The organism is Leifsonia sp. NPDC102414, from assembly GCF_044765685.1.
Classification (GTDB): Bacteria; Actinomycetota; Actinomycetes; order Actinomycetales; family Microbacteriaceae; genus Leifsonia.
This window is the reverse complement of the sequence record NZ_JBIWKN010000001.1, coordinates 1,070,104-1,092,922: the sequence shown is the minus strand read 5'-3', so window position 1 is coordinate 1,092,922 and position 22,819 is coordinate 1,070,104. Positions and strand designations below refer to the sequence as shown.

At 68.6% G+C, this 22,819-nt stretch carries 19 protein-coding genes; 11 read left to right on the top strand and 8 right to left on the bottom strand.

Translation table 11 applies throughout. The annotated features are described in order from the left end of the window. Nucleotides 1–1,137: an alkaline phosphatase family protein gene (locus ACIRCZ_RS05260; RefSeq protein WP_402850383.1), complete on the top strand. Its 1,137-nt coding sequence runs from the start codon at nt 1–3 to the stop codon at nt 1,135–1,137. On the opposite strand, the gene ACIRCZ_RS05255 is transcribed toward ACIRCZ_RS05260, so the two are convergent. Beyond that, nucleotides 1,085–2,353 carry an acyltransferase family protein gene (locus ACIRCZ_RS05255; RefSeq protein ID WP_402850380.1) on the bottom strand — a complete coding sequence of 423 codons (1,269 nt, stop codon included), beginning with the start codon at nt 2,351–2,353 and terminating at the stop codon, nt 1,085–1,087. The two genes, ACIRCZ_RS05260 and ACIRCZ_RS05255, sit on opposite strands and share 53 nt — an antisense overlap. A gap of 53 nt (nt 2,354–2,406) precedes the next feature. Continuing rightward, on the bottom strand, nt 2,407–3,576 hold the full coding sequence (gene sepH, locus ACIRCZ_RS05250; RefSeq protein WP_402850377.1) for a septation protein SepH: 1,170 nt from the start codon (nt 3,574–3,576) through the stop codon (nt 2,407–2,409). Nucleotides 3,577–3,782: 206 nt separating this feature from the next. On the opposite strand from sepH, the gene ACIRCZ_RS05245 reads away from it, so the two are divergent. After that, a complete protein-coding gene (locus ACIRCZ_RS05245; protein ID WP_026307201.1) occupies nt 3,783–4,076 on the top strand; it encodes a DUF4193 domain-containing protein in 294 nt (97 codons plus the stop codon). Between the two features lie 10 nt (nt 4,077–4,086). On the opposite strand, the gene ACIRCZ_RS05240 is transcribed toward ACIRCZ_RS05245, so the two are convergent. Further along, entirely contained in the window at nt 4,087–4,533 is a 447-nt protein-coding gene (locus ACIRCZ_RS05240) for a DUF3093 domain-containing protein (protein ID WP_055896248.1), read from the bottom strand. 38 nt (nt 4,534–4,571) lie between these two features. On the opposite strand from ACIRCZ_RS05240, the gene dut reads away from it, so the two are divergent. The 6 genes from dut (at nt 4,572) to dxs (ending at nt 13,865) form a co-directional block, all read left to right on the top strand. Continuing rightward, nucleotides 4,572–5,030, top strand: coding sequence for a dUTP diphosphatase (gene dut / locus ACIRCZ_RS05235; RefSeq protein ID WP_402850369.1), 459 nt, complete (start codon nt 4,572–4,574; stop codon nt 5,028–5,030). After that, nucleotides 5,027–5,653: a DUF3710 domain-containing protein gene (locus tag ACIRCZ_RS05230; RefSeq protein ID WP_055896254.1), complete on the top strand. Its 627-nt coding sequence runs from the start codon at nt 5,027–5,029 to the stop codon at nt 5,651–5,653. Before dut ends, ACIRCZ_RS05230 begins: the two co-directional genes overlap by 4 nt. A gap of 10 nt (nt 5,654–5,663) precedes the next feature. Beyond that, nucleotides 5,664–6,458 (top strand): DUF3159 domain-containing protein, encoded by a 795-nt coding sequence (locus ACIRCZ_RS05225; protein ID WP_082581463.1) that lies wholly within the window; start codon nt 5,664–5,666, stop codon nt 6,456–6,458. Between the two features lie 3 nt (nt 6,459–6,461). Continuing rightward, nucleotides 6,462–8,837 carry an HAD-IC family P-type ATPase gene (locus ACIRCZ_RS05220; protein ID WP_402850364.1) on the top strand — a complete coding sequence of 792 codons (2,376 nt, stop codon included), beginning with the start codon at nt 6,462–6,464 and terminating at the stop codon, nt 8,835–8,837. A gap of 145 nt (nt 8,838–8,982) precedes the next feature. Further along, nucleotides 8,983–11,796, top strand: coding sequence for an aconitate hydratase AcnA (gene acnA, locus ACIRCZ_RS05215; RefSeq protein ID WP_402850361.1), 2,814 nt, complete (start codon nt 8,983–8,985; stop codon nt 11,794–11,796). Nucleotides 11,797–11,927: 131 nt separating this feature from the next. Continuing rightward, complete coding sequence (gene dxs / locus ACIRCZ_RS05210) at nt 11,928–13,865, top strand: 1-deoxy-D-xylulose-5-phosphate synthase (protein WP_055896262.1); 1,938 nt, start codon at nt 11,928–11,930, stop codon at nt 13,863–13,865. A 34-nt stretch (nt 13,866–13,899) separates the two neighbouring features. Here dxs and ACIRCZ_RS05205 read toward each other — a convergent pair whose 3' ends face one another. Further along, nucleotides 13,900–14,436, bottom strand: coding sequence for a dihydrofolate reductase family protein (locus tag ACIRCZ_RS05205; RefSeq protein ID WP_055896265.1), 537 nt, complete (start codon nt 14,434–14,436; stop codon nt 13,900–13,902). An 82-nt stretch (nt 14,437–14,518) separates the two neighbouring features. On the opposite strand from ACIRCZ_RS05205, the gene ACIRCZ_RS05200 reads away from it, so the two are divergent. Next, entirely contained in the window at nt 14,519–14,899 is a 381-nt protein-coding gene (locus tag ACIRCZ_RS05200; RefSeq protein WP_055896267.1) for a MerR family transcriptional regulator, read from the top strand. Continuing rightward, nucleotides 14,896–15,873 (top strand): aldo/keto reductase, encoded by a 978-nt coding sequence (locus ACIRCZ_RS05195; RefSeq protein WP_402850354.1) that lies wholly within the window; start codon nt 14,896–14,898, stop codon nt 15,871–15,873. The genes ACIRCZ_RS05200 and ACIRCZ_RS05195 overlap by 4 nt, the downstream gene beginning before the upstream one ends. 89 nt (nt 15,874–15,962) lie before the next feature. Here the strand turns inward: ACIRCZ_RS05195 and ACIRCZ_RS05190 are convergent, their stop codons facing one another. From ACIRCZ_RS05190 to ACIRCZ_RS05175, 4 genes are read right to left on the bottom strand one after another with little or no spacing between them, the layout of a single operon-like run. Continuing rightward, the gene (locus tag ACIRCZ_RS05190; protein WP_402850351.1) at nt 15,963–18,956 is read right to left on the bottom strand and encodes a glycoside hydrolase family 2 TIM barrel-domain containing protein; all 2,994 of its coding nucleotides are present in this window, start codon (nt 18,954–18,956) and stop codon (nt 15,963–15,965) included. Continuing rightward, entirely contained in the window at nt 18,956–19,894 is a 939-nt protein-coding gene (locus tag ACIRCZ_RS05185; protein ID WP_055894273.1) for a carbohydrate ABC transporter permease, read from the bottom strand. Before ACIRCZ_RS05185 ends, ACIRCZ_RS05190 begins: the two co-directional genes overlap by 1 nt. Continuing rightward, entirely contained in the window at nt 19,891–20,778 is an 888-nt protein-coding gene (locus tag ACIRCZ_RS05180; RefSeq protein WP_055894270.1) for a carbohydrate ABC transporter permease, read from the bottom strand. The genes ACIRCZ_RS05185 and ACIRCZ_RS05180 overlap by 4 nt, the downstream gene beginning before the upstream one ends. Next, nucleotides 20,775–22,124: an ABC transporter substrate-binding protein gene (locus ACIRCZ_RS05175; protein ID WP_402850347.1), complete on the bottom strand. Its 1,350-nt coding sequence runs from the start codon at nt 22,122–22,124 to the stop codon at nt 20,775–20,777. Before ACIRCZ_RS05175 ends, ACIRCZ_RS05180 begins: the two co-directional genes overlap by 4 nt. Before the next feature lie 79 nt (nt 22,125–22,203). Between ACIRCZ_RS05175 and ACIRCZ_RS05170 the strand changes: the two genes are divergently transcribed. Further along, on the top strand, nt 22,204–22,818 hold the full coding sequence (locus ACIRCZ_RS05170; protein ID WP_402850344.1) for a TetR/AcrR family transcriptional regulator: 615 nt from the start codon (nt 22,204–22,206) through the stop codon (nt 22,816–22,818). Nucleotide 22,819: the final 1 nt, after the last annotated feature.

Here is a 22,819-nt window from a genome sequence, read left to right as displayed (position 1 = left end):
ATGCCCCCCATGCTACCGGCCGCCTTCACCACGCGAGCGAGCCTTGCCGCTGTTCTGCCAAGTTCCCTGGCGGCGCTCAGCGGCGGTGCGAATGCGCTCGACCTGCCCGCCCTCGATCACGTGGTGGTTCTCGTCGTCGACGGCCTCGGCGCGTCGTCGTTGCGCGCCCGCTCCGGTCACGCCCGCACACTCGCCCCGCGCCTCGGCAAGGCGACGACGATCGACGCCGGGTTCCCGACGACGACGGCGTCCGCTCTCGCCACGCTCGCCACCGGAACGACGCCTGGCGAGCACGGGTTGGTCGGCTACCGGGTGCTCGACACGGCCAACGACAGGGTGGTCAACCAGCTCAGCGGCTGGGATGACCGTCTCGACCCCGCCACCTGGCAGCGCTCGCGCACCGTGTTCGAGCAGGCTCGGGATGCGGGGGTCGCCACCCACGCGATCGGCCTGCAGAAGTACAGCGACTCCGGATTCACGGCTGCCGTGCTGCGGGGCGCCGAGTTCGTCGGCGGCCGGACGATGGCCGACCGCTTCGAGGCGGCCACCGAGGTCTTGCAGGCGCCGGGGCCCGGCCTCACCTACCTCTACGTCGCGGAGCTCGACCAGCTCGCCCACGCCAAGGGTTGGGAGTCGCCGGAGTGGACCGCCGCCCTGGAGGCCCTGGACGGCCTGGTCGCTTCGCTCGCGCGACGGCTCGGCCCGAAGCAGGGGATGCTCCTCACCGCCGACCACGGCGTCGTGGACGTGCCGGTGAGCGGACACGTCCTCTTCGACACCGCACCAGAATTGATCGACGGCGTCCGGCTGATCGCGGGGGAGCCGCGCTTCCTGCACCTGCACCTCGATCGTCCGGAGGACGCCACCGCGGTCGCCGAGCGCTGGCGGTCCGTCGAGGGGGACAGGGCGTGGATCGCGACCAGGCAGGAGGCGGTCGACGCCGGCTGGTTCGGGCCGTCCGTGCATCCGAAGGTGGCGCCGCGGATCGGCGATGTGCTGGTCGGTGCGCGCAAGCGGGTGGCCTACTACGACTCCCGCGACCCGCTGGACTCGGGCCGCGGCATGATCGGCCAGCACGGCTCGCTCACTGCGGACGAGACGCGGGTTCCTCTGCTCCGGTTCGGGGCTGCGGGCTGACCGGAGGAAGCTCCGCCTCGTTCGGATCGACCGGCGCCGGCGGCAACTGCCGGGGGCGGATGCGCATGGCAGCGGTGGTCCACTGCCACCAGTGAGCGATCCCGCGTCCGGGACCCCAGTCCTTGAGCATCATCGCGCGCTTCTCCACGATGTGCCAGGACAGCCACGCGCATCCGGCGGTGACGATGGTGGCGCCGAGCAGGAACGGGAAGAAGCCGAGTTTGTACAGCCCGAAGTACGCGAGGGTCTGCTGCACCAGGAAGCCGTAGATGTAGACGCCGTACGAGTAGTCGTTCGTGCGGCCGACGCGGCGCAGCGGCGCGGGGAGGACCGCGCCGAGCCACAACACGAAGTACACGCCGGCGGGAACGCCGAAGACGGCATAACCGCCGGTGAACAGCGTCGCGACCGCCACGACGCCGCTCGCGACGCCGATCCTGTGGTCGAGGGGGATGGAACGGGCGTACACCGCGATGAGCGCTCCGACCATGAACGGGTAGCTCAGGCGCAGCATCAACTCGTTCGTCAGCAGGGGGAGGATGGCGTCCAGGGCGTGCGGCCGGAGGACCTGCACGATCTGCGCCACGAAGAGTGCGGCGACGATCACGGCGATGACAGGTCGCGCCTTGCGCAGCACAGCCGTCACGAGGAGGACGGCGATCACGAGGTAGCAGGTCCACTCGTATGTGAGGGACCACAGCGAGCCGTTGAACACGCTGGCGCCCGTCTGGACGCCATACGGCGTGGTGGCGGCGAAGATGTCCCTGATGCCGTACGAGCCGATCGCGAGGGTCCAGTTGGAGGCCAGGTAGTGCCACGGGCTCGCGGGGGCGAACGAGAAGTACGACAGGAGCGTGTGACCGTTCAGCACCCAGATGACAGGGCCGACGACGAAGGCGGCAACCAGCAGAACGGTCAGAAAGCCAGGGAAGATGCGCAGCGCCCTGCGCCAGAGGAACTGCAGCAGATCAGTCGACATGCCGCTCTTGGCGATGAGGTAGCCGCTGATGGCGAAGAACCCGCCGACAGCGATGGCGCCGAGGTTCGCCTGCTCGTGCGTGTACTGCCCACCGAAGTCGGGGCCGTACCCGCCGAGCGGGAACGTATGGTCGACGAGCACGAAGAATGCGAGGACCAGGCGGATGAGGCCCAGCGCATTGTCGTGACCGCGCAGGCCGGCTGCGATGGAGCGCGATGAGGCCTGGGCGGATGGCATCCGATTATCCTAAGCGACGGCCGGGACAGGAACGGACGCGGCGGCCACGGCTCTCAGGCGAGGTCGTCGTCGGTGCGCGCACCGAACACGATCTCGTCCCAGCTCGGCATGGATGCGCGGCCCTTCTTGCTCGCACGCGCTGACGCGGACGAGGAGTCGGACGACGGCGCTGAGGGATTCGGCGCTGAGGGATTCGGCGCTGAGGACGACGGCCCAGAGGACGACGGCGCGGGAGCCGGCGACTCCGGCGCAGGCGGCGCGGTGTCGATGGGGGTGTCGAAGATCGCGATCGGCTCGTCGACGACCCGGAACGGCGCGTCGCCGAGCTCGGGGGTGTCAGAGCGCACATCCACCGGCTCGTCGTACACAGCGGCCTCACGCTCACCGCGGCGGCGGCGCAGGGCTTCGAGCAGGTCGGCGGTCTGGTGCAGGTCGCGCGGGGTCTCGTCGTCTGCGCGCTTGATGGCGGAGACGGCGATCGAGTTGTTGGCGCCGTTGGGCGTGCGGCTGTACGTCAGCGGTTCGAGCGGCTGCGTGATCTCCGGGCCGAGCAGGTCGGGCGCCTCTGGGAACGTGAAGGCCCCGCTGTCGAAACGCGACTCGTCCGGTTCGCCCTCGTGCGGCATCACGGCGCGCAGCCGAGGGATGAGGGTGCCCCCCTTGAGTTCGCCGGCCTGCGAGAGCGTTGTCGCCTCAGAGTTGAGCGGGGCCAGGGCGTGCTTGCGGGCGTCGTAGCCCCATCGGGCGTCGTGGTCGATCTGGTCGGCCGTGAACTCCAGCTTGACGATCCAGCCTGCCTCGCTGTCCTTCCAGCTCGCCCAGCGCTCTCCGGCGACGCCGAGCGACGCCAGCCTGTCGCGGATGACCGTCCCGAAGGTGTTGCCCTCGCCGAGGGGATCGACGTCGACGGTGGTGTGCACGGGCACGCTCAGCGCGCTCGCGACGATGTGTTCGCGTTCGGCGACGATCGGTCCCTCGAAGCGCTGAACGTAGTCGAGCGGAGCGCCGGTGACGCTTGCGACGTCCTCGGCGGACATGCCGGAGCGGATGTGCGCCTGCACTTCGCGCGGCGAGAGCTTCGGGGCGGTGGCCGACGTCTCCTGCCTGACCTGGCGGATCTTCGACTGCAGCACATCGTCGACGGCGATGCGGAACCGCTCACCGTCGTCGCCGACGGCGAGCAGAGCGCCGTTCTCGACCCCGATGACCTTCAAATCCTGCATGGTGGATGCCTTCCCAGCTGCGTGCGTACCGGCCCAGGATGCCATGGAAACGAGCGGAATCCGGGGAATAACCGTGGCGTGCCGGAAGTTGAAAACCGAGCAATAGCCGAGAGGCACCCGAGTGGTTTGCTATTCGCACCCCGATGATGCAAACTATGGCCGCCGATTGCGAAGAATCGGCCGTTAAGTACGAGAAGTGGATGGGCATGGCAACGGATTACGACGCACCGCGGAAGACCGAAGACGACTCGGAGTCGATCGAGGCCCTCAAGGAGCGAGTTCCGGACAAGATGTCCGGTGTCGTCGACGTCGAAGACGCTGACAACCCGGGTGGATACGAGCTTCCGGGAGCCGACCTGTCGGACCTCGACCTCGACGTCGTGGTGCTCCCGCCGCAGGCGGATGAGTTCACCTGTGTGAACTGCTTCCTGGTGAAGCACCGTTCGCAGATCGACCACGAGACCAAGCTCGGACCGATCTGTGTGGAGTGCGCCGCCTAAGGGCGAACAGTTACGACGCGAGTCGAGCCTCATCGAGAACCCGGACCAGCTGGTCCGGGTTTCTTGTTGAGATCAGCCAGTACGGCGCTGGGTCGCTCGCGTCGAGCACCGGCACCTTGACGACGGGCTTGACCCAGCCGCGGATGAGCAGCCAGGCCCGCGCATCCAGCAGCCGGCCGCGCTGCAGGGATGCGTCGTCACCCGTGTACGCGGTCGGCTCTCCGACGAACTCCAGCGGGATGCTCGCGCGCCCGGCGATCAGTTCGCTCTTCGTCACGCGCACAGGTGCGGCCGACGCCATGATCATCCCGACGATCGCCAGGTAGAAGACGATGGCGAGAACGATCCCGACCACCATGTTGATCGGCGCGAAGACGAGGATGGTCGCGGGGATCACGAGGGCGGTCGAAATGTAGAGCCAGGGGGCCGCCCACAGGCGCTCACGGTACAGGTCCATGCTCCTATTCGATCAGACTTCTGCACTACCCTCGACACGTGACCGATACCGTTGATGTTCCGATCGTCGCGAACACCCTCCCTGTCTACGCCCACCCGGGCGACGCCGGAGCCGATCTGTGCGCTGCCGAGGCCGTGACTCTGGCCCCAGGAGAGCGCCACACGGTGCCGACCGGTGTGTCTATCGCCCTCCCGGACGGCTTCGCCGGCTTTGTGGTTCCTCGCAGCGGATTGGCGGCGAAGCACGGCATCACGATCGTGAACGCACCGGGAACCGTGGATGCTGGATATCGCGGAGAGATCCGCGTGACCGTTCTGAACACCGACAGTTCGATGCCGTACGATATCGCCGTCGGCGACAGGATCGCCCAGTTGATCGTCATGCCGGTCACGCGGGCCGTCTTCGTGCCCGTCGACCGTCTGCAGGACAGCCACCGCGGAACAGCGGGCTTCGGTTCGTCCGGCTACACAGTCACCCAGTCAGGAGAACACGCTTGAGCGACAGCAACGACACCGGCAGCGACAGCTGGGAGAAGTCGGCGCCGGAGGACCGCGAGACGGAGGGTCCGCTCGACGAGAGCGAGGCCAACCCTGTGCGTCCGTACGTCGACCTCGGCGGCGTCAAGATCCTCCCGCGCGAAGGCCTGCACCTCCGCCTCGAAGTCGAGGAGGAGACGCAGCGGGTCGTCGCCGTCGGCCTGGACTACGCCAACTCGACGCTGCAGGTCCAGCCGTTCGCCGCACCGCGCTCGAGCGGGCTCTGGCACGAGATCCGCGAGCAGATCACGGAGCAGGTCAACCGTCAGGGCGGTCGCACCTCCGAGCGCGACGGCGTGTTCGGACCGGAGCTCGTCGCCGAGATCCCCGTCGCCGCCCCAGCAGGCGGTCCAGGGGAGACCCGCGTGGCACGCTTCGTCGGCGTCGACGGCCCCCGCTGGTTCCTCCGCGGCGTGATCGCGGGCGACGCGGCCATCAAGCCGGAGGCCGCGGCCCTCGTCGAAGACCTGTTCCGCAGCATCGTGGTCGTCAGGGGCAACTCGCCGATGCCGCCGCGCGACCTCATCCCGCTCCGGATGCCGACGGCGCCGGAGGCCGGCCCTGACAGCTACACCTCCCTCTAGGCAGGACACCGTGACCGACCGCTCCGACAGGGAGCACGACGCAGAGCGCTCGACCGAGCATGCGCAGCAGAGCGACCCGCAGCAGCTGGATCCAGACGAGAAGGCCGCAGCGACCATCGGCGAGTCCCTCGCCCGTGCCGCGCAGAAGTCGGGCCTCGGCCAGCTCGCCGACAGCGACACCCCGACCGGCGTCGCCCTGCTCGGCGCGCTCGGCGGCATCCGTGGTCTCGCCGAGACGATCGTCCCCGGTCTCGTCTTCCTGATCCTGTTCACCTTCACGCAGAACGTCCCGCTGTCGATCGGCTGCTCCGTTGCGGTCGCCGTGGTGTTCACCGCCATCCGGATCATCGGCAAGACGCCGGTGACCCAGGCCATCGCCGGGCTGCTCGGCGTCGGCATCTCCGCGATCCTCGCGCTCATCACCGGGCGCGGCGAGGACAACTTCATCCTCGGCATCTGGACGAACGCCGCATACGGCGCAGCGCTCCTGATCTCGATCCTGGTGCGCTGGCCGCTCATCGGTCTCGCCGCCGGATACCTGATGGGCGACGGCCTCGCTTGGCGCAGCGTGCGCAGCAAATTCCGGGTGATGCAGGCGCTCACCTTCCTCTGGTTCCTGCTGTTCGCCGCCAGGCTGCTCGTGCAGGTCCCGCTCTACCTCGCCCACACGGACGCGGCGACGAGTGCTCTCGCGCTGACCAAGCTGCTGATGGGCGTCCCGCTCTACGCGCCGCTGCTCCTGATCACCTGGTTCGTCGTGCGCGGCCAGTTCCCGACACCGCAGAAGAAGCCAGCAGAGGGGTAGGCCATGCTGGATGCGCGAACCAGGGAGGGGCTGACCAGCGCACAGGTCGCCGAGCGTCACAGGGACGGTCGCGGCAACACCCAGCGTCAGCCGAGTTCGCGCTCCATCGGCGACATCCTCCGCGAGAACATCTTCACCCTCTTCAACGGCATTCTGACCGTCTGCTTCGTGGCGGTGATCGTGCTCGGCGACCTGCGCGACGGTTTCTTCTACGGCGTCGTCGTGGTGAACGCGCTGATCGGCATCGTGCAGGAGGTGCGGGCGAAGATCGTCCTGGACCGCGCTGCCCTGCTCGCCGCGCCGGAGAGCAGGGTGCGCCGCGACGGCGCCGTGGTCACCGTACCCGTCGAGGGCGTGGTGCTCGACGACCTGCTCGTGCTGCGACCAGGCGATCAGCTGCCTGCCGACGCGCGCGTGGTCGAGAGCACAGGGCTGTCGCTGGACGAGTCGATGCTCACGGGGGAGTCCGACCCGGTGTTCAAGGACGACGACGCAACGCTGCTCTCCGGTTCTCACGTCGCCTCCGGCACCGGGTACGCGGTCGTCACCGCGGTCGGGGCCGATTCGTACGCGAGCAAGCTGACGAGCGAGATCCGCCGCCACACGCTCGTGCACTCCGAGCTGCGCGACGCGACCAACCGCATCCTGGTGTACCTGTCCTGGATTCTCGGCCCCGTCATCCTGATCACCCTGGTCGGTCGCGTGCTCGCGTACGGCGGGTGGAGCGAGCTGTTCGTGGATGCCCGCTGGCGGAGGGCGCTGCTGGATGCGGTCGCCGCGGTCGTCGGGATGATCCCGGAGGGCCTCGTGCTGCTGACGAGCCTCGCGTTCGGCGTCGCTGCGATCCAGCTCGCCGCGAGGAAGGTGCTCGTGCAGGAGCTCGCCGCCGTCGAGGTGCTCGCTCGCGTGGACGTGCTCTGCCTCGACAAGACGGGGACGCTCACCACAGGCGAGCTGGTGTTCGACAGGACGGAGGCGGCGGGGGACGCGGTCCCCGAGGAACTCGCGCGGATCGCGCTCGCGGCGTTCGGCGCGGACGACGCTGGCAACGCCACGTCCGGCATCCTGTCGAGCGCGTTCACGTCCGACCGGTTCCGCGTGCTGCGGAGGGTGCCGTTCTCCTCGGCCACCAAGTACAGCGGGCTCGTGATGGCGGTCGACGGCGAGGAGTCGTCCTGGCTGCTCGGAGCGCCGGAGATGGTGCTCGCCGCGCATCCGGACGAGCTGGCCAGGGCGAACGCCATCGCTGCCACAGGCCAGCGCACGCTCGCGCTCGCCCGCTCCGTCGAGCAGTTGCCGCCGGGCTCGCACGTGCCGCTCGACGGCCGGGAGGTGCTGCCGGCGCTGCTCATCGTGCTGAGCGAGACCGTGCGGCCGGAAGCGAGGCAGACGCTCGGGTACTTCGGCGAGCAGGCGGTGCGCGTCGTCATCATGTCCGGAGACAACCCGATCACGGTCGCCGCCATCGCCCGCACCCTCGACCTTCCCGGCGAGGCAGTGGATGCGTCCACGCTCCACAGCGACGCAGCTCTCGCCGATGCACTGGCCACGGCCGACATCTTCGGCAGGGTGAGCCCCGAACAGAAGCGCACCGCGGTCGGGCTGCTGCGGGAGCAGGGCAGGACGGTCGCTATGACCGGCGACGGCGTGAACGATGCGATGGCGATCAAGGATGCGAACCTCGGCATCGCGATGGGCAGCGCGACGGCGGCGACCAAGGCGGTCAGTCGGCTGGTGCTGCTCGACGACCGCTTCGACAAGCTGCCGGACGTGCTCGCCTTCGGCCGCAGGGTGATCGCGAACGTCGAGCGCGTCTCCAACATCTTCCTGGCGAAGACCGTGTACGGCATCGTCCTCGCGCTCGTCAGTGCAGCACTGCTGCTGCCGTTCCCGTTCCTGCCTCGGCAGCTGACGCTCGTCTCGACGCTCGCCATCGGCATCCCGTCGTTCTTCCTTGCGCTCGCGCCCAACGCCCGCATCTACACGCCAGGCGTGCTTCGCCGAGTGCTGCGGTACTCCATCCCGACCGGACTGATCGCGGGGGCGACGGCGGTGATCGCCTACCTGCCGCTGTATCGGAGCATCCCGTTGCGGGAGGCGAGGAGCGTGACGACGATCGCGCTGTTCTGCGTCTCGCTGTGGATCCTGTGCGTGCTGACCAGACCGCTCAGCGGACCGCGGCTCGCGCTGCTCGCGTCCGTCGCGGCGGCGATGGTGCTGGTGTGCGTGATCCCGGCCACGGCGGAGTTCTTCCAGATGCACGTGCCGCTGTCGCCCGAGCTGGCCTGGGGCATCGCGGTGGGAGCCGTGGGAGCGGCGGGAATCGAACTGTTCTATCGCTTCGCCAGACGGCGCGGCCTGGTGTTCGATCGCGTCTGACGCGTGGTAGATTTATCTTGACGTCAAGATATCTTTTCCAGCGGCGGACTTAGGATTGCCTTGCTGGAAACTCGGTTCGACGGACAACCAAGATGGACATTCGAAGGCATGCGTCACCAGGCCTGCCGATGAAGGAGAGGGCAACGTGTCTGCGGTAAACAGCTTCGGTGCAAAAGACACCCTGACGGTCGGATCGACCGACTACCAGGTATTCCGGATCGACAAGGTCGACGGATACAAGAGACTTCCGTTCAGCCTCAAGGTTCTGCTCGAGAACCTGCTGCGCACGGAGGACGGCGCGAACATCACCGCCGACCACATCCAGGCCCTCGCGGGCTGGGACCCGGCCGCGGAGCCGGACACGGAGATCCAGTTCACGCCGGCGCGCGTGATCATGCAGGACTTCACCGGCGTGCCATGCATCGTGGACCTCGCCACCATGCGCGAGGCGGTCTCCGCCCTGGGCGGCGACCCCAAGAAGATCAACCCGCTCGCGCCGGCCGAGATGGTCATCGACCACTCGGTGATCGCCGACCTGTTCGGCACGGAGAACGCGCTGGAGCGCAACACCGACATCGAGTACGAGCGCAACGGAGAGCGTTACCAGTTCCTGCGCTGGGGCCAGACCGCGTTCGACGACTTCAAGGTCGTCCCGCCGGGAACCGGCATCGTGCACCAGGTCAACATCGAGTACCTCGCCCGCGTCACCATGACCCGCGAGGTCGGCGGCGAGCTGCTCGCATACCCTGACACCTGCGTCGGCACCGACTCGCACACCACGATGGTCAACGGCCTCGGCGTGCTCGGCTGGGGCGTCGGCGGCATCGAGGCAGAGGCGGCCATGCTCGGCCAGCCCGTCTCCATGCTCATCCCGAAGGTCGTCGGCTTCAAGCTGACCGGCGCCATCCCCACCGGCGTGACCGCCACGGACGTGGTGCTCACCATCACGCAGATGCTGCGCAAGCACGGCGTCGTCGGCAAGTTCGTCGAGTTCTACGGGGCAGGCGTCGCCGAGGTGCCGCTCGCCAACCGCGCCACCATCGGAAACATGAGCCCGGAGTTCGGCTCAACGGCCGCCATGTTCCCGATCGACGACGTGACCCTCGACTACCTCCGCCTCACCGGCCGCAGCGAGGAGCAGATCAAGCTGGTCGAGGAGTACTCGAAGCTGCAGACCCTGTGGCACGACGCCTCCGTCGAGCCGGTGTTCAGCGAGTACCTCGAGCTCGACCTGTCGACGGTCGTCCCGTCGATCGCCGGGCCGAAGCGCCCGCAGGACCGCATCGAGCTGAGCGGCGCCAAGGAGCAGTTCGAGAAGGACCTCGTCGACTACGCGGAGATCTCGCACGACATCGTCGACCTGACCATCTCGGAGTCGTTCCCCGCGTCCGACCCTGGCGAGCTGAGCCCGGAGGACACGCACAGCACGCACGAGCACCACCACCACAGCCACTCGCCCAAGACGGCGTCGAACCCGACGCCGGTCACCCTGGCCGAGTCCGGCACCGAGTTCACGATCGACCACGGTGCGGTCGCCATCGCGGCGATCACCTCGTGCACGAACACGTCGAACCCCTCGGTGATGCTCGCCGCCGGCCTCCTCGCCCGCAACGCGGCGAAGAAGGGCCTCAAGGCCAAGCCGTGGGTCAAGACCACGCTTGCTCCCGGCTCCAAGGTCGTCACCGACTACTACGAGAAGGCCGGTCTGACCAGCTACCTCGAAGAGCTCGGCTTCTACACGGTCGGCTACGGCTGCACCACCTGCATCGGAAACTCCGGCCCGCTGATCGACGAGATCTCGCAGGCGGTCAACCAGAACGACCTCGCGGTCACGGCTGTCCTCTCCGGCAACCGCAACTTCGAGGGTCGCATCAACCCCGACGTGAAGATGAACTACCTGGCGAGCCCGCCCCTGGTCATCGCATACGCCCTCGCCGGTTCGATGAACTTCGACTTCGAGGTGGACGCACTCGGCAAGGACGCAGACGGCAACGACGTGTTCCTCAAGGACATCTGGCCGGACGCCGCCGAGGTGCAGGAGACCATCGACTCCTCGATCAACGAGGGCATGTTCACCCACGAGTACGCGAGCGTGTTCGAGGGCGACGAGCGCTGGAAGTCGCTGCCGACCCCGACCGGGTCCGTTTTCGAGTGGGACGAGAAGTCCACGTACGTGCGGAAGCCCCCGTACTTCGACGGCATGACGCTGGAGACCACCCCGGTCACGGACATCGCGGGCGCTCGCGTCCTCGCGAAGCTCGGCGACTCGGTCACCACCGACCACATCAGCCCCGCCGGAAACATCAAGGCGGACAGCCCAGCCGGCCGCTACCTCGACGAGCACGGCATCGAGCGCAAGGACTTCAACTCCTACGGCTCGCGTCGTGGCAACCACGAGGTCATGATCCGCGGAACGTTCGCGAACATCCGCCTGAAGAACCAGCTCCTGGACGGCGTCGAGGGTGGCTACACCCGCGACTTCACCCAGGAGGGCGGCCCGCAGTCGTTCATCTACGATGCGTCGCAGAACTACCAGGCGCAGGGCACCCCGCTGGTGATCTTCGGCGGCAAGGAGTACGGCTCCGGCTCGTCCCGCGACTGGGCGGCGAAGGGCACGAGCCTCCTCGGCGTCCGCGCGGTCATCACGGAGAGCTTCGAGCGCATCCACCGGTCGAACCTGATCGGCATGGGCGTCGTCCCGCTGCAGTTCCCCGCCGGTGAGAGCTGGGCTTCGCTCGGTCTCGACGGCACCGAGATCGTCTCGATCTCCGGGCTCGAGGAGCTGAACCAGGGCACGACGCCGAAGACGGTGCACGTGGTCGCCGAGCCGAGCAGCGACTCGCCTGCTGGAAAGCAGACGATCGAGTTCGACGCGGTCGTCCGCATCGACACCCCTGGTGAGGCGGACTACTACCGCAACGGCGGCATCCTGCAGTACGTGCTGCGGAGCCTCGTCTAGCGCACACACACGAGCGGCCGGTGACCTGATGGTCGCCGGCCGCTTCCGTTCGTGTGCCTGATGGGCGTGATGATGAGCCGGAATTGCCGTTTCGGAGCGAGCTTCGATTTGTCCGCGCCTAGACTCGAAGCATGAGCATCCTCGAGACCATCCACGGTCCCCGCGATCTGGACACGCTCTCGGAAGAGGAGCTTGTTCGGCTGGCGGGGGAGATCCGCGCGTTCCTGGTCGCGAATGTCGCGAAGACCGGGGGTCACCTCGGACCCAACCTCGGCGTGGTCGAGTCGACCATCGCCATCCACAGGGTCTTCGACTCCCCGCGCGACGCCATCGTGTTCGACACCGGGCACCAGTCGTACGTGCACAAACTCCTCACCGGGCGGCAGGACTTCTCGCAGCTGCGGCAGCGCGGCGGCCTCGCCGGGTACCCGCAGCGGTCGGAGTCCGAGCACGACATCGTGGAGAGCTCGCACGCGTCCAGCTCGCTGTCCTGGGCGGACGGCATCTCCCGCGCGTTCGCCATGACGGGGCAGGACGACCGGCACGTGATCGCCATGGTCGGCGACGGCGCGCTGACCGGCGGCATGACGTGGGAGGCGCTGAACAACATCAGCGACGACAACACCCGCAAGCTCATCATCGTCGTCAACGACAACGGCCGCTCGTACGCCCCGACCATCGGCGGCATGGCGCGTTTCCTCAACACGGTGCGCACCCGGCGCAGCTACCGCAACCTGTACCTGTCGAGCCGCAAGGCGTTCGACCGCCTCGGCGGGCCGGGCCAGTCGTTCTACCGAGGAATCCGCGGCGGCCTGCACGGCTTCCTCAGCCGCTTCTCCAACAACGAGGCGCTGTACTCCAACCTCGACATCAAGTACATCGGGCCGGTGCACGGCCACGACATCGAGGCCATGGAGGAAGCGCTCCGGCAGGCCAAGAACTACGGCGCCCCGGTGATCGTGCACGCCATCACGCAGAAGGGCCGCGGCTACGAGCCGGCGCTTCGGGATGCGGCGGACCAGTTCCACTCCGTCAACAAGATCGACCCGGAGACGGGCGAGCCGATCGAGAGCTCGAGCAAGCCGTCCTGGACGAGCGTGTTCGCCGACGAGATCGTGTCACTCGCCGAGAAGGACGAGAAGATCGTCGGCATCACCGCCGCGATGCTGCGCCCGACCGGCCTCCACAAGTTCGCCGAACGCTTCCCCGAGCGGGTGCACGATGTCGGCATCGCCGAGCAGCACGCGGCGACGAGCGCAGCCGGTCTCGCGTTCGGGGGACTGCATCCCGTGGTCGCGATCTACGCCACGTTCATCAACCGCGCGTTCGACCAGGTGCTGATGGATGTCGCCCTGCACAAGGCCGGAGTGACGTTCGTGCTCGACCGTGCGGGGGTGACCGGCCCGGACGGCCCGAGTCACCACGGCATCTGGGACCTCGCGATCCTGCAGGTCGTTCCCGGCATCCGGCTCGCCGCGCCGCGTGACGGCGCACGGTTCCGTGAGGAGCTGGCGGAGGCGGTCGCGGTCGACGACGCCCCGACGGTGCTCCGGTTCCCGAAGGGCTCGGTCGGCGCCGACATCGACGCGGTGCGCCGCACGGACGACGGCGTGGATGTGCTGCGCGAGGCCGACCGCAAAGACGTCCTGATCGTGACGGTCGGGCCGATGGCTGAGCTGGGCCTCACCGTGGCGGACGGCCTCGCGGCGCAGGGCATCGGGGCGACCGTGGTCGACCCGCGCTGGGTGGTCCCCGTGGCCACGAGCATCCTGGAGCTGGCGGCGGAACACCGGATCGTGGTGACCATCGAAGACGGCATCCGCGTCGGCGGTATCGGCACGCGCGTGCGGCAGAGCCTGCGCGAGGCAGGCATCGACACCGCGGTGGACGAGCTGGGACTCCCGGACGAGTTCATCGACCACGCCACGCGCGAGCAGATCCTCGAGGACGCAGGGCTCACAGCGCAGAAGATCGCCCGCGACCTCGTGGCACAGGTGCTCGGCAGCCGCATCCCGATCGCCCGCCCCCTCCCGGCCGACGAGCTGAGCGAACGGCACCTCGACGCGTAAGCGGCGTCGGGTGAGTAGAGCCGCGTAAGCGGCGTCAGCCGATGCGGTAGACGTGCTCCACGGACCCGCTCGGGAACGCGGTGGTACCGACGAGCGTCAGCGGGCTGCTCGCCTGCGCGACGGGGAGCAGTCGCTTGCCGGAGCCGACCAGCACCGGCACGTAGGTGATGTGCAGTTCGTCGAGCAGCCCCGCGTTCGCGAGCTGGGCCGCGATCTGCCCGCCGCCGACCACCCACACGTCGCGGTCGCCCGAGGCCTCGCGGAGTTCGGCATCCAGCGCTCCCAGGTCGCCCTCGAAGAACGTGAGGTCTGCGCCTGGGATGCTGGGGAGGGCGCGGTGGGTGACGACCCAGGTCGGGATGCCGGCATACGGCCACTCGGTGGTGTCGTCGGCGAGCAGGAACTCGTAGGTGGCCGCGCCCATCACGATGGCACCGATGCCGGAGAGGAAGCGCTGATAGTGCTCGTCGAACTCCTCGAAGCCGAACTGCAGCAGCCAGTCGATGCGGTCGTCCGCATCCGCGATGAAGCCGTCGATGGACGACGCGACGTAGTACTTCGTGAGAGCCATTCTGTGAAGTTAGCAGGAGCATCCGACATGATCGCCGTCCCGGATTGACTTAGAGTGCACTCGAAGTCCTATCGTGGCAACCATGACCGATACAGCGACAGAGCTCTCGATCTCCGAGGTCGCGGAGCGCACGGGCCTCACGACCCACACCCTGCGCTACTACGAGCGAGAAGGGCTGATGCGCACCCCTGTCGGGCGCGCATCCTCCACGCACCGTCGCTACACCGACGCCGACGTGAACTGGGTCGTCTTCCTCACCAAGCTGCGTCTCACCGCCATGCCCATCGCCAGGATGCGCGAGTACACCGAGCTCGCTCGTCGCGGCGACGACACCACCGCGGAGCGGCTGGAACTGCTGCTCGTGCACCGGATGAACGTGGTGCGGCAGCTCGAGGAGGTCACGGCCAGTCTGGCGGCCATCGACCACAAGATCGGTCTCTATCAGGAGAAGGTAACCGCATGAAGAAGATCACACTCGGCACGGAGAAGCTCGAGGTCTCCCGCCTCGGCCTCGGCTGCATGGGAATGTCCGCGTTCTACACCGGCGCAGGCGACGACGACGCCGGCTCGATCCGCACCATCCACCGCGCCATCGACCTGGGGGTGACATTCTTCGACACCGCCGAGATCTACGGCCCGTACGCCAACGAGGAACTGCTCGCCCGCGCGTTCGCCGGAAAGCGCGACCAGGTGGTCATCGCGACCAAGTTCGGCACGATCCTGCACAGGAGCAAGGACGAACGCGGCCTCGACGGCTCGCCGGAGAACGTGCGACTGTCGGTCGAGGGGTCGCTGCGGCGCCTGCAGACCGACCACATCGACCTCTACTACCAGCACAGGATGGACCCCGGCACACCGATCGAGGACACGGTCGGCGCACTCGCCGAGCTGATCGAGGAGGGCAAGATCGGTCACTACGGCCTGTCGGAGGCGGCGCCGGAGACCATCCGCCGCGCCAACGCCGTGCATCCGGTGACGGCGATCCAGACCGAGTACTCGCTCTGGAGCCGCGACCCTGAGGCCGAGATCCTGCCGACCGTGCGTGAGCTCGGCATCGGCTTCGTGCCGTACTCGCCGCTCGGCCGCGGCTTCCTCACCGGCACGATCCGTTCGCTCGACGAGCTGGCGCCCGACGACTTCCGCCGGTTCAACCCGCGCTTCGAGGGCGACAACCTGGAGGCCAACATCCGCATCGTCGAACAGGTGGATGCTGTGGCCCGCGAAGCCGGGGCGACCCCCGGCCAGGTGGCGCTCGCCTGGCTTCTGGCGCAGGGGGACGACATCGCGCCCATCCCCGGAACGCGCCGCGTGGAGAACCTGGAGCAGAACGTGGCGGCGGACGAGCTGGAACTGTCGCCGGAGCAGCTCGAGCGCCTCGGCAGCGTCGCCCCGGCGGTGGGGGACCGGTACGCGGACATGTCGCCGCTGAACCGCTGAATCACCGAATCGCTGAATCGCCGACGCGTACGCGCGCAGAGGCCCCTGATCGCAGCGCGGTCAGGGGCCTCTCGTGTCTCAGCAGCGCGTCAGTCGCCGAAGCGGATCGTGATCGTCCGTGCCTCCGGCCGCAGCGCGTGCTCCGCGGCGACGTCTGGGCCACACGCCCGCGATCCGAGGCCGTGCTGGGCGGCGTCGACGAACAGGTAGGTCGTCGTGCTGTCCGGCAGCTCGTGCGGGTGCCCGGCCGCCGCGACCTGCTGCGGGGTGTGCCTGCTCAGGCTGAAGCCTGGGCGGCGCCCGGCGGTGTCCTGGACCAGGGTGAGGCGCAGGGCGTCGGTGTCCGCTGTGCCGAGCGTGAGCGTGCGCACGTCGGCCCGGTGTCCCGTCTCCTGCGGGCGCGCGTAGACGACGTTGAGCTCGTCCACCGTCGCGCCGAACGAACCGACCAGGGCGGCGGTCATGCTGTCCGGGTACGCCTCCAGCGGACCGCGGCCGAACCACTCCGCCCTGTCGACGGCGTTCGAGCCGTCCGGCAGGTCGAAGCGCAGGCCGATGCGCGGCCAGACGGTGTCCCAGCCGGTCGACGGGGCGATCTCGGCGCGCAGGGTGAGCCGTCCGTCTGCGTCGAGCGTCCAGAGCGCATCCACCCAGACAGCCGCGGACGAGTTCGCCGCCGACACCCGCGTGCGCACGCGCAGCGCCCGGTCGGCGTGCTCGACCGACACGACGCGGTGGGTCAGGCGGTCGAGTCCTGCCGCCCGCCAGAGGGTGGCGCTCGACACGCCGGCGATGCTTGCGTCGTCCTCGCCGGGCTCCGCTCGGGACGCGCCCTCGTCGTTGTCGGTCGGGGCGCGCCACAGCTCCAGGCGCGGCCCTGCGACCTCGCGACCGCCGAGGCGCACCAGCACGCCGTCTTCGAACTCGGCGGGGCCGAGCGTCGACCGCGACGGTGCGCCGGCGACGAGCGCCGCGGGCACAGGGCGCGGAACAGCCGAGGGGATGCGCGCGCTCAGGTCCACCTGCCCGCTGGCGACCACGTGGCCGGCCTCCGCCCACGCCGTTGCGGACTGCAGGACGGCGTCGATCGTGAGCCAGGTCTCCGCATCCTGCGCCACCTCGGCGGTCGGCAGGGCGACCGTGACCGCTGCGCCCGCGGGCAGCGAGCCGACCTCCAGCTCGCCGCGCGACACCCGCCGCCCGTCGTGCTCGACGCGCCAGCGGAAGGCCAGATCGGAGGCGTTGGCCGTGTGCCGCAGGTTCGTGAGGGTCACGGTGCGGTCTCCGAACTCGAAGCGGATCGGCTTCACCACGGCGGCGAACTCGTGCAGGCTGGGCATGGGGGTGTCGTCGCTGAGGATCATGCCGTCCATGACGAAGTTGCCGTCGTGGATGACCTCGCCGAAGTCGCCGCCGTAGGCGTAGAAGGGGGTGCCGTCGTCGGTGGTGGTGAGGATGCCGTGGTCTCGCCACTCCCAGACGAACCCGCCGTGCAAGCGAGGGAAGTCACGGGTGAGCGCTTCGTACTGGTCGAGGGCGCCTGGGCCGTTGCCCATCGCGTGCGCGTACTCGCAGAGCAGGAACGGCTTCGTCCGCTGGCGCGCACCCTCGCCCGGCGTGCAGTTCAGGAGCGGCGCCTGCGATCCGTCGGTGCCGATCGCGGTGGTCTCGGCGATCGACGAGTACATCCGGGAGTACACGTCGGTGTACTCGCCCGTGTAATCGCCCTCGTAGTGCACGGGGCGGCCGGGGTCGCGGTCGTGCACCCAGGCGGCGTTGGCGGCGAGGTTGGCGCCGGTGCCGGACTCGTTGCCGAGCGACCAGATCACGATGCTCGGGTGGTTCTTGTCCCGCTCGACGGTGCGCTGGATGCGGTCGAGGTATGCAGCGCGCCAGCGCGGGTCGTCGCTCGGGTTGCCCTCCCAGCCGAGCTTGTCGAAGCCGTGGGTCTCGAGGTCGCACTCGTCGATGACCCAGAAGCCCAGTTCGTCGGCGAGGTCGAGGAGGCGGGGATGGGGCGGGTAGTGGCTGGTGCGGATGGCGTTGACGTTGAACCGCTTCATCCTGGCCAGGTCGGCGCGGGCGTGCTCCTCGTCGAAGACGCGGCCGCGCACCGGGTGCGTTTCGTGCCGGTTCATGCCGTGGAAGACGACGCGGCGGCCGTTCACGAGGAACCGGTCGCCGACGATCTCCACCGTGCGGAATCCGAGGCGGAGGCTGATCGTCTCTGCGGCGTTCGAGACGGTCACGTCGTAGAGCCGCGGGGTCTCCGCCGACCACGGCTCCACCGCATCCACGGGAAGGGGCGCGACCTCGGCGGCGCTCTGCCAGCTCTGCTCGATCCCCAGCTCGGGGATGCGCAGGGTCACCGGATACGCCGACGGGTCAGCGGTCAGCTCCACCTCGACCGTCCCGGCGCCGTCGCGGTAGCCGGTGCGCAGCCAGACGTCGTCGATGCCGCCGGTGGGGCGGGCGAGGAGGGTGACGCTGCGGAAGATGCCGGGCAGCCACCACTGGTCCTGGTCCTCCAGGTACGACGCGGCGGACCACTGGTGCACCCGCACCACGATCAGGTTCTCGCCGGGATGCACGAGGTCGGTGACGTCGAACTCCTGTGCCAGCCGCGACCCGGTGCCGACGCCGACCTCTGCCCCGTTGACCCACACCTTGTACATCGACTCGACCCCGTCGAACCGCAGCAGCACCCGGCCGGCGTCGGCGAACGTGGCTGGCAGGGTGAAGCGGCGGCGGTGGTCGCCGGTGGGGTTCTCGTCGGGGACGTGCGGCGGGTCGATCGGGAACGGGTACTGCACGTTGGTGTAGATCGGCCTGCCGTATGCGCCGTCGCCGTGCAGCACCCAGTGCGACGGCACCGGCAGGGTGTCCCAGCCGGAGTCGTCGAAGTCGACCGCTGCGATGTCCTCGGACACGGCGGCGGTGGGGGAGAGCCGGAACGCCCAGTCGCCGTCGAGGCAGAGCGCGGGGGCATCGGTGCGCAGCCAGGACCGCGGCGCGCTACGCGCACCGCGGCCTGGCGCGGTGTCGGACAGATACGGGTCGGACAGGACGTGGGGCGTCAGCACTACTTCACGGCTCCTTCGGTGAGACCGCCGCGCCAGAACCGCTGCAGCACGATCATGGCGATGGCGAGGGGGATGATCGACAGCAGCACGCCGCCGGTGGTCAGCTCGTAGAACTCGGGCAGCCGGTCGGTCTGACTGCGCCAGTTGTTGAGCCCGAGCGTGATCGGGTACAGCGTGTTGTCGGACAGCATCACGAGCGGCAGGAAGTAGTTGTTCCAGATGCCGACGAGCTGGAACAGGAACACCGTCACCAGCGCGGGCACCATGATCCGCAGTCCCACCGTGTGGAAGATCCTCAGCTCGCCTGCCCCGTCGATCCTGGCGGCCTCGATCAGGGCGGTGTCGACCGTCGCATCCGCGTAGATCCGGCAGAGGAACAGCCCGAACGGTGACACCAGCGACGGCAGCAGCACCGACCAGTAGGTGTTCGCGAGCCCGAGCTGGCTGAACAGCAGGAACAGCGGCAGCGCCGTCGCGGTGCCGGGCACGAGCACGCCGCCGAGCACCAGCCCGAAGATGAATCCACGGCCGCGGAATGCGTACTTCGACAGCGCGTACCCGCCTGCGGCGGCGAAGTAGGTCGCGAGGATCGCGCCGACTCCGGCGTACAGCACCGAGTTGGCGAACCAGCGCACGAAGATGCCGCCGTCGTAGGTCAGCACCTCGCCGAGGTTGTGCCAGAGCGCGAAGGTCGGCGCGAACCAGAAGCCGTTGGTCGAGAACAGATCCTGCGTGGTCTTCGTGGCGGCGACGATCACCCAGTAGACCGGCACCAGGAAGTAGACGGCGACGACGACCAGGATGCCGGTGACCAGGATGCGCATCCCCGGCCTGCGCCCTGCCGAGCGGTCAGGACCGGTGCCTCGCGCCTTCTGCGCGGTGACCGAGGAGGTGCCTGGCGCTGCGACGCTGCCTGTCGGGGTGTCTGTTGCGGTCATTTCGCTCTCCTGTTCGACAGACGCAGGAACGCGAACGACAGCAGGAACGCGACCAGGGCGATGAGCACAGCCTGCGCGGCTGCGACGTTGTAGTCGTTGTAGGCGAACGCGGTCGTGTACGCGCTGAGGTTGGGCGTGTACTCGCTGTCGATCGCGGGGGAGACCGTCTGCAGCACCTGCGGCTCGGCGAAGAGCTGCAGGGTGCCGATGATCGAGAACACGGTGGTGAGCATCAGCGCCGGTTTGATCAGCGGCAACTGGATGCTCGTCGCCACCCGCCACGGGCTCGCGCCGTCGACCTTCGCCGCCTCGTACACCTCGGTCGGGATCGACTTGAGCTGGGCGATGATGATCATCATGTTGTAGCCGGTGTACGTCCAGGTGACGATGTTCGCGATCGACCACAGCACCGTGTTCGGCCCGAGGAAGTCGACCTGCAGGCCGAACGCGCTCGCGAGGTCGATCAGCGGGCTGAGCCCTGGGACGTAGAGGAACGACCACAGGATGGTCGCCACGACACCGGGGATGCCGTACGGCAGGAAGTACACGGCCCTGAACATCCCCGGCCAGCGCGCGGACGCCGACTCGAGCAGCAGCGCGAGCACCGTGCACAGCGCGATCATCAGCGTGACCTGCACCACGCCGAACAGCAGCATCCTGCCGATGGATGCGATGAAGTTCGGGTTCGAGAGCGCCTGGGCGTAGTTGGCGAACCAGGCGAACTCGCTCGTCACGCCCTTCTCGCCGAACACGCCCTGCCTGGTGACCTTGGTGAAGCTGCTGCCGACCGCCACGATGATCGGCAGGATGAACGTGAGCAGGAAGAGGGCGAGGAACGGCCCGAGCAGCACCCACGGCGCCCAGGAACGTCGCACGCCCCTCACGAGGTCACCTTCTCGATGCTGAGTCCCTTGTCGCGGAACGCGGTGACGATGTTCTTCTCGCTCTGCGCGATCGCATCCACGAGGGTGAGGCCGGAGGACTTCTTGCGGAACCCGTCGGCGAGGATGTTGAACGACTGCTGCGTCAGCGGCCACCACGACCAGTCCTGATTCTGCTGGCGCGATGCGGGGAGGAAGATCTCCTCGTTGTAGTTCTGGCCGCCGAAGAACTTCGACGGCTTCTGCCGGGAGGTGCCGATGAAGTCGGCGGAGGGCGACCAGCCGATGCCGCTGTTCTCGATCATTGCGTCGATGCCCGCGTGACTGGTGGTCATCCAGACCGCGAACTCCAGCGCCTCCTTCGGGTGCTTGCTGTTGGCGAGCACCGCAGCCGTGGAGCCGCCGAGGTAGCTGGAGCCGTATCCGGTCGTGCCGTCGGAGCCCCAGCGGGCCATCGGAGCGACCCGCCACTTGCCTTCGCCTCCCGAGACACCCTCGAGCAGCGCATCCCCCCAGCTCGCGCTGGTGAGACCGGCGATCTTGTTCGACGCGGCAGCGGCGAACCACGGCGTCGTGTACGCGCCGTACGCGGTCTGGATCACGCCGTCGTCGATCGCCTTGTCGAAGAACCGGGCGGCGGTGAGCGTCGCGTCGTCGGTCATGTTCACGGTCCAGCGGTCGCCGTCGACCGCGAACCAGGATGCGCCCGCCTGCCCTGCGACCGCGGCGAACCAGGACGGATCGGCGTAGTTGAAGGTGTCGATCCAGGAACCGGCCGTGCGCAGTTCGGCGCCGGTGCTCATCCACTCGTCCCAGGTGGTGGGGGCGGAGGCGCCGACCTTCTCGAACAGGTCCGGCCGGTGGTAGAACGCCATCGGGCCGGAGTCCTGCGGGATGGCGTACACGCCGTCGACGTAGCTGACCTGCTTCCAGAGCGTGGGGTCGTAGCGGTCGGCGTAGTCGTTCGCGCCGTAGCGGGCCAGGTCGACCAGGCCGTTCACGAGCATGAACTCCGGCACGGAGCGCAGCTCGACCTGGGCGAGGTCCGGGCCGCCGCCCGCCGCGAGGGCCGAGTACAGCTTCTGGTATCCGCCGCTGTTGCCGCCGGGGATCCAGACGGCCTCGACCTGCACGTTCGGATGCGTGGCGTTCCACACATCCGCGACCTTCTGCAGGTCTTTCAGCCAGGCCCAGTACGTGAGGGTGATCTTCTCGCCGCTCGCGGCCGGCTGGATGAGCGGCCTGCTGTTGACGGAGGTGGTGCCGGGGGTGCTGCACCCGGCGAGCAGCGCGGTGACCCCCGCCGCTGCTCCCAGGCCGAGGAGACTTCGTCGTGTGAGTTGCGCCATGTCCTTCACTTCGTCGTGAGTGGGAATACGAGTACTGCGACCCTATACAAAACTAGCGCGGGTGACCTAATTTGGTTTCGTGGACACCGAGATCGCCGGTCCCCGCCGCCGCGGACCGTACGCCAAGAGCGCAGCCCGTCGCCGTCAGATCGTCGAAGAGGCGTACCGCGTGTTCGCCACGCGCGGGTATCACGGCAGCTCGCTGCGCGAGATCGCGGCTGCGGCCGGCATCAGCCTGTCCAACCTGCAGCACTACTTCACCGGCAAGGAGGACGTGCTGCTCGCCGTCCTCGAACTCCGCGACGAACTCGGCGCCGGCGTCGACGCCCCGGAGGACGACGAGCCGTTCGAGCGCCACATCGTGGCGCAGGCGGCGGCCAACGAGCGCATCCCCGGGGTCATCGCGCTCTACAGTGTGCTCTCCGCCGAGGCCGTGACGGACGACCATCCAGGACGCGAATACTTCCTCGGCCGCTACGACACCCTCCGCTCCGAGTACGAGGCGGAGTTCGCCGCGCTCCGCGACCAGGGCCGCCTGCGCGACGGCGTCGACCCTGCGCTCGCGGCCGCGACCGTGATCGCGCTCTGGGAGGGCATTCAGCTCCAGTGGCTGTACACGCCCGACCGGATCGACGCGGCCGCCACCCTCCGCGCATACCTGGACCTGGTGCTCCTCTCGCCCCAGACCGCGTGAG